Source organism: Paenibacillus residui, from assembly GCF_042677205.1.
In the GTDB taxonomy this organism is placed as follows: Bacteria; Bacillota; Bacilli; order Paenibacillales; family NBRC-103111; genus Paenibacillus_L; species Paenibacillus_L residui.
In genome coordinates this window covers 1-8998 of record NZ_JBHTIU010000026.1, presented here as the reverse complement: position 1 = coordinate 8998, position 8998 = coordinate 1, and the positions used below count along the sequence as shown (strand labels likewise).

Annotated in this window: 7 protein-coding genes; 3 read left to right on the top strand and 4 right to left on the bottom strand. The window is 51.3% G+C overall.

The window, feature by feature from the left end:
• Positions 1–534 precede the first annotated feature (534 nt).
• The 3 genes from ACFQ03_RS07115 to ACFQ03_RS07105 all read left to right on the top strand — a co-directional run bounded on the left by ACFQ03_RS07115 (position 535) and on the right by ACFQ03_RS07105 (position 3474).
• Positions 535–984, top strand: coding sequence for a DUF1641 domain-containing protein (locus tag ACFQ03_RS07115; protein WP_144941853.1), 450 nt, complete (start codon positions 535–537; stop codon positions 982–984).
• 17 nt (positions 985–1001) lie between these two features.
• Positions 1002–2180 (top strand): NAD(P)/FAD-dependent oxidoreductase, encoded by a 1179-nt coding sequence (locus ACFQ03_RS07110; protein ID WP_379287103.1) that lies wholly within the window; start codon positions 1002–1004, stop codon positions 2178–2180.
• A 142-nt stretch (positions 2181–2322) separates the two neighbouring features.
• Complete coding sequence (locus ACFQ03_RS07105; protein ID WP_379287101.1) at positions 2323–3474, top strand: amidohydrolase family protein; 1152 nt, start codon at positions 2323–2325, stop codon at positions 3472–3474.
• A 33-nt stretch (positions 3475–3507) separates the two neighbouring features.
• Here ACFQ03_RS07105 and fumC read toward each other — a convergent pair whose 3' ends face one another.
• From fumC to ACFQ03_RS07085, 4 genes are all read right to left on the bottom strand, one after another.
• Complete coding sequence (gene fumC, locus ACFQ03_RS07100; protein ID WP_379287099.1) at positions 3508–4902, bottom strand: class II fumarate hydratase; 1395 nt, start codon at positions 4900–4902, stop codon at positions 3508–3510.
• 124 nt (positions 4903–5026) lie between these two features.
• Positions 5027–5626: a hypothetical protein gene (locus ACFQ03_RS07095; protein WP_379287097.1), complete on the bottom strand. Its 600-nt coding sequence runs from the start codon at positions 5624–5626 to the stop codon at positions 5027–5029.
• 187 nt (positions 5627–5813) lie between these two features.
• Positions 5814–6998, bottom strand: coding sequence for a coenzyme F420-0:L-glutamate ligase (locus tag ACFQ03_RS07090; RefSeq protein ID WP_379287095.1), 1185 nt, complete (start codon positions 6996–6998; stop codon positions 5814–5816).
• A 994-nt stretch (positions 6999–7992) separates the two neighbouring features.
• Complete coding sequence (locus ACFQ03_RS07085; RefSeq protein WP_379287093.1) at positions 7993–8748, bottom strand: DUF4241 domain-containing protein; 756 nt, start codon at positions 8746–8748, stop codon at positions 7993–7995.
• Between the last annotated feature and the right edge of the window lie 250 nt (positions 8749–8998).

Genomic DNA, 8998 nt, shown 5'->3' with positions numbered 1-8998 from the left:
CCATCGTACCAGAGGCGCTCCTTTTCATTCAAAGGCTATTTCTTAGCACCAACAGGAATTTTTAGTCTCGTTGACCACCGTTATGCGACGCCAACCCTCCCATACGATCGGCGCGGCATGACCCCTACTATTATAGTTGTATCACAATCCGTTTCCCGGCAGCTTTTCTATTTTTGCTGTCATATTCGTCAAGATTGACTGATCAGGCAGTCGATGGTGCGGTTGTAGACGGGCAAAAGGAAGGAAAGTCAAGCTTATGCCAGCAAAAGGCATTTAGAGGGATATATTTGACAAATTGGTGTCAAAAAATGTTTTTGCAGTTTTGTCATAAAAGGATTACAATACAAGCATAGAATCCGTTAACGACTGATCCTTTTCTCAAGTTGTGAAATTTATCACAACTAATTTCCATAAGTCCCGGTCCCACCCGTCACCCAGAGGAAAGTAAGGTAAGCGTCATCACGGATTATCGCACTAACTGGCTAACGCCAAATATTATTATGGAAGATTTCAAGCAAAGGAGGCCGTTTACTCATGTCAGAAACACCAGCGCAAAATTCGGCAAACGAAACCAATTCGGCGGCTGTACGCGGAGAATTGGATGTGCTCGATCAGTTGATGAAGCCCGAGGTTCAGAAATCGCTCACGGAATTGGTGGAGCAGCTGCCTAAATTGGCGGAGATGGTCACTCTGATGACCAAAGCCTATGATGTTGCCCAATCTTTGGCTACGGACCGTGTGCTCATTGAAGATTTGAAGGGCGGATTAGGCGAGTTTGTGAAGCCTATTCAGGATAAAGCGAAGGGAATCGCATCCGCTGCCATTGAAGCGAGCGATCGTGCCCAGTCGGACTCGACGACCATTGGGCTTTTTGGACTGCTCAAGATGCTTAAAGACCCGCAAGTTCAGAAAATGTTCCGCTTTGCCCAAGCGTTCCTAGAGGTTATGGCTGAGCGCCAAAAAGGTGACACGGAAACAAAATAGAGAATGGAGGATGAACAATGGCTAAGCAAGTATTAATACTAGGCGGCGGATACGGCGGATTGCTTACGGCCCTGACTGCCAGAAAATATATGTCGGCTGAAGAAGCTTCCATTACAGTCGTCAACCGCAACGGCTCCCACCAAATCATCACCGAGCTTCATCGTCTGGCCGTTGGCGGCTTGAACGAGAAGAACGTGGCGCTGCCTCTGGAGAAGCTTCTGCGCGGCAAGAACGTTGATTTAAGAATCGACACGGTGAATAATATCGATCTGGAGCAGAAGAAGGTCTCCTTGGCCGGCGGTCTGACTCTGGACTACGATGCGCTGGTTATCGCGCTGGGCAGTGAGACGGCTTTCTTCGGCATTCCCGGCTTGCAGGAGAACAGCTTTACGCTTAAGTCGGTGGAAGATGCGAACCGGATTCGCGCGCATGTTGAAGCGTGTGTGGACGAGTACAGCAGAACGAAGAACAAAGCGGATGCAACCTTCGTTATCGGTGGAGGCGGTTTGTCCGGTATCGAGCTCATCGGCGAAATGGTGGATATGCTTCCGGATATGTGCCTCAGAAAGGGCGTCGACTTCAAAGAAATTTCGCTCTATTGCGTCGAGGCGGCTCCTTCGATCCTGCCCGGCTTCGCGCCTGAGCTCGTAGAACGCGCCAAAACCAGCCTGGAGAAGCGCGGAGTGAATATCTTGACCGGAGTGGCGGTTACAGAGGTTCAAGGCAAGAACGTCATCCTGAAGGATGGCACAACGATCGAAACGAACACGATGGTTTGGACGGGCGGAGTAACCGGAAATTCCGTTGTCGCCAACTCGGGCATCGAGGCGAACCGCGGTCGGGCTACTGTAAACGAGTTCCTGCAATCGACCTCTCATCCCGATGTGTTCCTGGCAGGGGACAGCGCGGTCGTTATGGGACCGGAAGGACGTCCTTACCCGCCGAGCGCCCAGATCGCATGGCAAATGGGTGAAACTGTCGGCTACAACCTGTTCGCTTACTTCAAAGAAGCACCTATGAAGGACTTCCAACCGGTCTTCTCCGGAACGCTGGCCAGCTTGGGCAGAAAAGACGCGATCGGCACGATCGGCGGCAACCAGACCCAACTGAAAGGACTTCCCGCTTCGCTGATGAAGGAAGCCAGCAACATCCGTTATTTGAGTCATATTAACGGAATTTTCTCTCTAGTATATTAATAACAACAGAGTCCCCGATAACCGCTAGCTGTCAGAACGGGGACCGTTCACTTGCTGCTTTGCCCCTTTAGGGAGGACTGGATTATGTTCCAGAATCTGCTTAGAGGGGCTTTTTGCATGAAAAAAGCGAGGAGGAAGGCCGATGTCAAAGCCTCGGATGGCTGTGATTGCTATATTAATTGTGATCTTGATTATCGGGGGAGGGGCTTTATTATGGAAGAACGGATGGAGCCCCACTGCAGAACCGGCTGCAGAGCCAATTGTGGAGCCGGCAGAAACTCCGCTACCGATTCCTGAGGACACAGAGGCGGAAGCCCCTTCGGATACTCCGAAAAGCTTGGAGGATCTGCTGAAGGAGTACGGTGATATGCCTTTAATAGACGCACACAATCATGACGCTGACGGATCGAAAATCATCCAGGATAAAATCGAGATGTGGACACGGATGGGAGTGGACAGCGTCGTTCTGTTTGGAGCGGTTTCGGAGCCCCGAGCCGTTCATTCCGACGAAATGTCCTGGCAGGCCTACCGGCAAAACCCGGAGCGGATCATCCCTTTTTTCTCCGGTTTCAACCTCCATGAACCCTCGAGCCTCGATGTCGTCAAGGAAAATCTGGAGAAGGGCTTCTTTGGGTTGGGCGAAATTGTGGCCGCTTCCACCTATTCGCCGGTATTATCCAATGTTCCTTGGAAGGCTGAAGATCCGATGGATGGATACCTGCCGCAAATTTACGAGCTGTGTGCCCAATATCAAGCCCCTTTGCTGCTTCACATCGATCCTCCTAACGGAATAGCTATCAAAAAACTGGAGGAGGCGGCGGAGGCCTACCCGGATACGGTCTTCATTTTTGCGCATGCCAATGCTTATAACTCTCCAGAGAATATCCGCCAGCTCTTGAGCAAGCATCCGAATATCTATGCCGATTTTTTTGCGGGTTTCACTGCCCTCAATCCGGAGAGCGCCAATACATTGGAAGACTTCGTACCGGTCATGCGGGAGTTTCCCGATCGTTTTGTACTAAGCACGGATTCCGGGTTTGGCCTGGAAAGTGAAGAAAAGGCGATCGAGGCCATGTATCGGCTGATCGATGCTTTGAACGACCGGGAGCTGGCAGAGAAGATTGCCTATGACAATATGGATGCTCTCATTCGCAACCAACCGGCTACCGCAAGTCAACAGGAAGCTATCCGCAAGTATGGCGAAGAGACAGGGAAAGCTTATGATTTAACCAAGCTGACGAAAAGAGAAGCCAATCTTATTCTGATAGAAAAAGAACTGGCGAACGAGGGATAAACGGGAAAAGGTTGCTGAAAATCCTTCCCTGTTTCAGTCTTCCTCCCGCGGATGAATCATATGCTCCGGCCGCACCATGCGGTCGAATTGCTCCTCGGTCAGCAGGTTGCTGCGCAAGGCCGCTTCCTTCAGCGTGAGCCCCTCTTGGTGGGCCAGCTTGGCGATGGAAGCGGCTTTTTCATATCCGATATGAGGGTTCAAAGCGGTCACCAGCATGAGCGATCTTTCCAAATGGGCCCGGATAACATCGAGATTGGGCTCGATGCCGACGGCACAATGATCGTTGAACGAGCGCATGGCATCGGCCAGCAGGCGGGCGGATTGCAGGAAGTTATAGATAATGACCGGCTTGAACACATTCAGCTCGAAGTTCCCCTGACCGGCTGCAAATCCGATTGCCGCATCGTTGCCCATCACCTGGCAGACGACCATGGTCATCGCTTCGCTCTGGGTCGGATTGACCTTGCCGGGCATAATGGAGCTTCCGGGCTCGTTCGCCGGTATGCGAAGCTCCCCGATTCCGCTTCGCGGGCCGCTGGCCAGCCAGCGGACATCGTTGGCTATCTTCATCAGATCGGCCGCCAGCGCCTTCAAGGCGCCATGGACGTACACGATTTCATCGTGGCTGGTCAAGGCGTGGAATTTGTTGGCTGCAGAGACGAAGCTCTTGCCCGTCAGCTTGCTGATTTCGCGGGAGACCGTCTCCCCGAATTTCGGATGGGCGTTAATTCCGGTTCCGACGGCGGTCCCGCCGATAGCCAGCTCCCTTAAGGAGTCGGCGCTTGACCGGATCATCGCCATCGTCTTGTCCAGCATGCGGCACCAGCCGCTGATCTCTTGGCCGAGCGTCAACGGGGTGGCGTCTTGAAGATGGGTTCTTCCGATTTTGATAATACTCTGAAACTGCTCGCTTTTGCTCTGCAAAGTAGCTTTTAACAGCTCCGCGGCCGGGAGCACCTGATCCTCAATAGCGATTAATGCGGCCATATGCATAGCGGTCGGGAATGTATCGTTGGAGCTTTGCGAACGGTTGACGTCATCGTTGGGGTGAACTCTTAGCTCGCTGCCTCCCTGTTCCAGCAGCTGGTTAGCCCGATTCGCTATCACCTCATTCACGTTCATGTTGGACTGGGTGCCGCTTCCCGTCTGCCAGACGACGAGCGGGAAATGCTCATCCCATCGCCCTTCAATGATTTCCTCCGCTGCGGTGACAATCGCCTTAGTTTTGTCCGCGTCCAGCTTTCCCAACTGTTCGTTGGCCAGGGCTGCGCTTTTTTTGAGAATCGCGAATGCACGGATAAGCTCGATAGGCATCTTTTCCGTGCCGATTCGGAAATTTTCGAAGCTTCGCTGCGTTTGGGCGGCCCACATCTTGTCGGCGGGGACCCGGACTTCGCCGAGCGTATCTTTTTCGATGCGATATTCCATTGCACTCTTCCTCCTTCAATACATAGCCTTCTACTAATAGATTACCCGTTTTCTCATTCCATACGCCGCTTTTTCAGAGGGATGGATTTATTTTCCCGACAATATCTATGAATGCATCCTGCAGTTAACGGGAAGTCATGAGCGTTTCCCGAGCGAAATGAGCGTATTTCGAGCTAATCAATCCGTAGGTCAAGCTGTCATCCAACCCGGTCAGCAGTTCTGCAAGGAGAGGGTAAGGCTTCCGCTCGCGGAACACAAGGTTATCGATGCCGGCGACGGTTTTCAAGCCCATTTCCCGAATGGCCCGGGCGCGGAGGGCATACAGGTCCAGATCGGGACAGCGGAAATAAGGCAGAATACATACATCCACAATGATTTGCTCCGGACGAATCCGGTACTGCTCCGCAAGCCGCAAGATCGTTTCCAGCTTGGACTCGTACGGCGAAGAACGGTTGGCAGGATCATGGGGAACGAGCACAATCCGGTCAAAATAAGGAAAGTGCTCACGATAGGCATGCCAATAACGTTCCTCGAGCCAGAGCGAGTTAAGCGTAATGCGCCCTCCCGTGCGAAGTTCTCCAAGGATAAGCGATGGATCATAGCTTTCCAACCAAACCGGCAGCTCGGGCTCTCGAGACAGCGGGGTCGGATCCTCTTTCAGATGGATGCAGCATTCTTCGTTTAACGGTTCGGGAGGGCTTTTGTAATACGGTATGATTTTCATTCGTGACGGCGCACCTCTTGTGTAAGATTATGTATTTTTCGGAGCGGCTGCTGGTCAAAAGGCTTATCTGAAGAAGCCGGGTTCCGATTCCGTAAATAGAGACTCTGTTTTGCCGGTTAAGCAGACGAGTCTAAGACATCTATCAAACAACGGAAACCTGCCGGATATAAAAACAGAGCAGCCTAAGCTACTCTGTCGCGTAATTATCAAAATATCTCTGGACCAGCACAATCGGCGTTCCCTTATCGCCGCTGCCGCTAGTTAAATCACACAAGCTGCCGAGCAAATCGGTAATTTGGCGGGGGGTGGTCCCGAGCGATTCCCCTTGGCCGGCTTGGTCCTTCTCTTTGATCTTCTGCCGGATGGCGTCGACCATGGCACTGCTGTCGAGATTCCTAAGCTCGTTGTCGGCAATATATTTCAGCTTGATTTCGTTCGGCGTTCCCTGCAAGCCTTGAGTATAGCCGGGAGATACGACCGGATCCGCCAGTTCCCAAATTTTTCCTTTAGGGTCCTTGAATGCACCGTCGCCATAGACCATGACTTCTATCGTCTTGCCGCACTTCTCCCGCAGCCGCTGCTGAATTTCGTTGACGATGGAGGAGCAATCCCGGGGGAACAGCTTAAGCTTGCTGTCGGTGGCCGCATTGGAGCCGAGCAGCCCGAAATCCGGATTATAGCCGCTTCCGTTAATCGGCTGGGTCAGGAGATCGTCCAGACCGTATACATGGTCGGCGCCCGCTTTTTTCAAAATTTTCTTCGTGCGATGGCGGTCGTGAATGTTGGCCACCAGCATTTGCTTGCTGTAAGTTAACGCCGCTTTCGGGTCGTTGGCCAGGTAGATCCGGATATTATCGTTGACGGCCAACTGCTTATACATGGCGACATAGTCGATTCCGGTGAAGGGGTGAGAAACCTGATCGCCAAACAGCTCCCGGTATTTCTCTTCCGTCAGGACATCGGTATAAGGCGAAATGTCCAGATCGTCCATTTTCTCGACATCCATCAGGTGGTTGCCCATTTCATCCGAAGGATAGTTCAGGAACAGGTGAATCTTCTTGCCGCTTTGGGCAATCCCTTTAAGTATGAGCGAGAACCGGTTGCGGCTGAGTATAGGGAACAGAACGGCCAGGTCATCGCCAGGATACAGAGTCTTGATCTGATGAGCGATATCGTCCACCGTCACATAATTCCCTTGCGTTCTAGCCACCAGCGATTCGGTAATTCCGATAACATCCCGGTCATACAGCGGGAAATTCTCGGCCTGCGCGGACTGCAGGACGGAGTCCACTACAATCTGAACGAGATCGTCTCCTTCCTTCACGATCGGAGCTCGAATCCCTCTTACAATCGTACCTACTGTTCTTGCCACAAGTATGCCTCCTCTAGCCATACGCGGTTTATAAAGCAAAGTTATATCGGAGTATGGTTTGTATAAAATGAATGGGAGCCGCAAACAAAGAGTGGGTCCCTTCGTGTCTTGCCTGGACCCCTGCCGCTTTGCTCCACAAATGATTATACCATTATCGAAAGCGGATGGATATCGTTTTGCTGTCCGCTGTTGGAGCGGAACGGGAAATTGGGGGAAACTTCACGGCTTGAAATATTTTATACCGGTTCCATAGGCTTTATGATGGGGCTCTGGGTCAAATATTAATCAAGGAGTACGGGGTTGGTATCGGTAGCGAATTCGGTCATGCGACGAATGAATATAAAAGAGAGCCGATTGGGACTCGACTCTCATGCAATAGCCGCTTTTGTTCCGCAGCGCACACGACTCCCGGCTCGCGGTGTTTGGTTTAGCGTCGCATGGCGGTGGTCAACCACAGGGTGGGTTGGTAAGCTTGAAATAGAGCACGAACCGTCGCGCACCTTTTGCCCCGGGCCTCTTCAAACCGGCGAATCTCCCGGCGTGCGTTGCGGTAACATGGCGGGTCGTCAACCCTGTGCTGTAAATTTTATGCCGATTGCGTGGCTGCCGATTAATTGTGAAAACCAGGATGGTACAAAAAACTGCCCGGCTCACGGTTATAAGGAACTTCAGACACCTTATTTGGTGCAAAACGGAGCCTTTTGGCAAACTAACGAACCTGGATAAACTTATTTTATAAGAACCAGGAGCAATTAAACCAATTCGGCTGAAATAAGCTCGTCTAGTTTCCTTAGAATTTGCAAACAGCCTATTTTGAGAGAATAAGGTTTCTCAGTTTCGTTACAACCGCATATGCTGTAGAATTGTTCGACTTTACCGCCGGCACGGACCCATCATCCCGTCATTCGACTTGGCACACATAATGGGCGCTTTTTTGCTCAATACGGTCCAAGCCCCGCCCTCGGTAATCGACACGACTTTTTATGTATCAGATTTAATCTTCTTCTTCCTCATCGTCATCGTCGTAAGTTAATTGAATATCGATGAACTGGACAACGATCTGGCAAATGGCTCCGGTTTCATCGTAGCCCCAATAGACAGGGTAAGCGCCATCGCCAAAACCGCTCTGGAAAATCGGCAAATGGTATTCGGTGCCGGGAATCTGCCAGTTCAGCCAATCGCCGCCCTCCCGTTGATATTGGGGATTCTGCCGGAAGCTCTCAGCGAACAGGGCGGCAAAATAATGATCGTAAAGATTTTCACCCGGATGTTCTTTATGCCATTTCTCCTTGAAGTCACAGAAAGCGTGATGGAGCTGCTTATCGCAGATACATGCGAGACCGGCATCCACATTGAATCCGAAAAATTCGCCTTCGCCTAAGTCCGTAAGGTCTTCATGTCCGATGAGAGCCTCCTCGAACCGAACTGCAGGCGCATCCGCAAATTTCACCCGAACAGCGGCATATCGGGCACAGTCCTCTTCGTCCGGTTTTACCACACAGACTTCGGTGCGGTAGGTTCCGGCGGGCACCGTTTGGAAATAAGGCTGTTCCTGACGATTTCCGAGGTAATACAGCGGATCACGAACCAGTATCTGGCCGGTAGGAATTGAGCAGGGCCCGATGTCCATGACCGCCAGCTCTTTGCCCGCCATTTCAGGAAGAGAGAAATAGGTGTTCAAGTCTACGGGACATTCCAGTATTTCGTGTTTCTGTTTCCATTGGGACAGCCATTCGTTCGTTGGCGCCATTATTCTTCCCCTCCCGAAAGTCTCTTAAAAAGGCTTATATGTAAAACCCGCCTGCGCTAACCGTATATGGAACTACCTTGGAAATCTAGATACGCTTAAAGTAACTTTTAGGCAATACGAAACTAGACCCTTGCCAATTCATTTTTTTTAAGGGCCTTGGGTAGAAATATGTATCAACATCGAATTAGGCCGATTGTTCGATGTTAACTTTTATTCCTAGAGACTCTAGACGTTTGATTGCTTGCTTAAT

Excerpts from the sequence above, each read along its gene's own strand:
- ACFQ03_RS07110 (WP_379287103.1), top strand. The coding sequence starts at position 1,002 with ATGGCTAAGCAAGTATTAATACTAGGCGGCGGATACGGCGGATTGCTT.
- ACFQ03_RS07085 (WP_379287093.1), bottom strand. The coding sequence starts at position 8,748 with ATGGCGCCAACGAACGAATGGCTGTCCCAATGGAAACAGAAACACGAA.
- ACFQ03_RS07095 (WP_379287097.1), bottom strand. The coding sequence starts at position 5,626 with ATGAAAATCATACCGTATTACAAAAGCCCTCCCGAACCGTTAAACGAA.
- fumC (WP_379287099.1), bottom strand. The coding sequence starts at position 4,902 with ATGGAATATCGCATCGAAAAAGATACGCTCGGCGAAGTCCGGGTCCCC.
- ACFQ03_RS07105 (WP_379287101.1), top strand. The coding sequence starts at position 2,323 with ATGTCAAAGCCTCGGATGGCTGTGATTGCTATATTAATTGTGATCTTG.
- ACFQ03_RS07115 (WP_144941853.1), top strand. The coding sequence starts at position 535 with ATGTCAGAAACACCAGCGCAAAATTCGGCAAACGAAACCAATTCGGCG.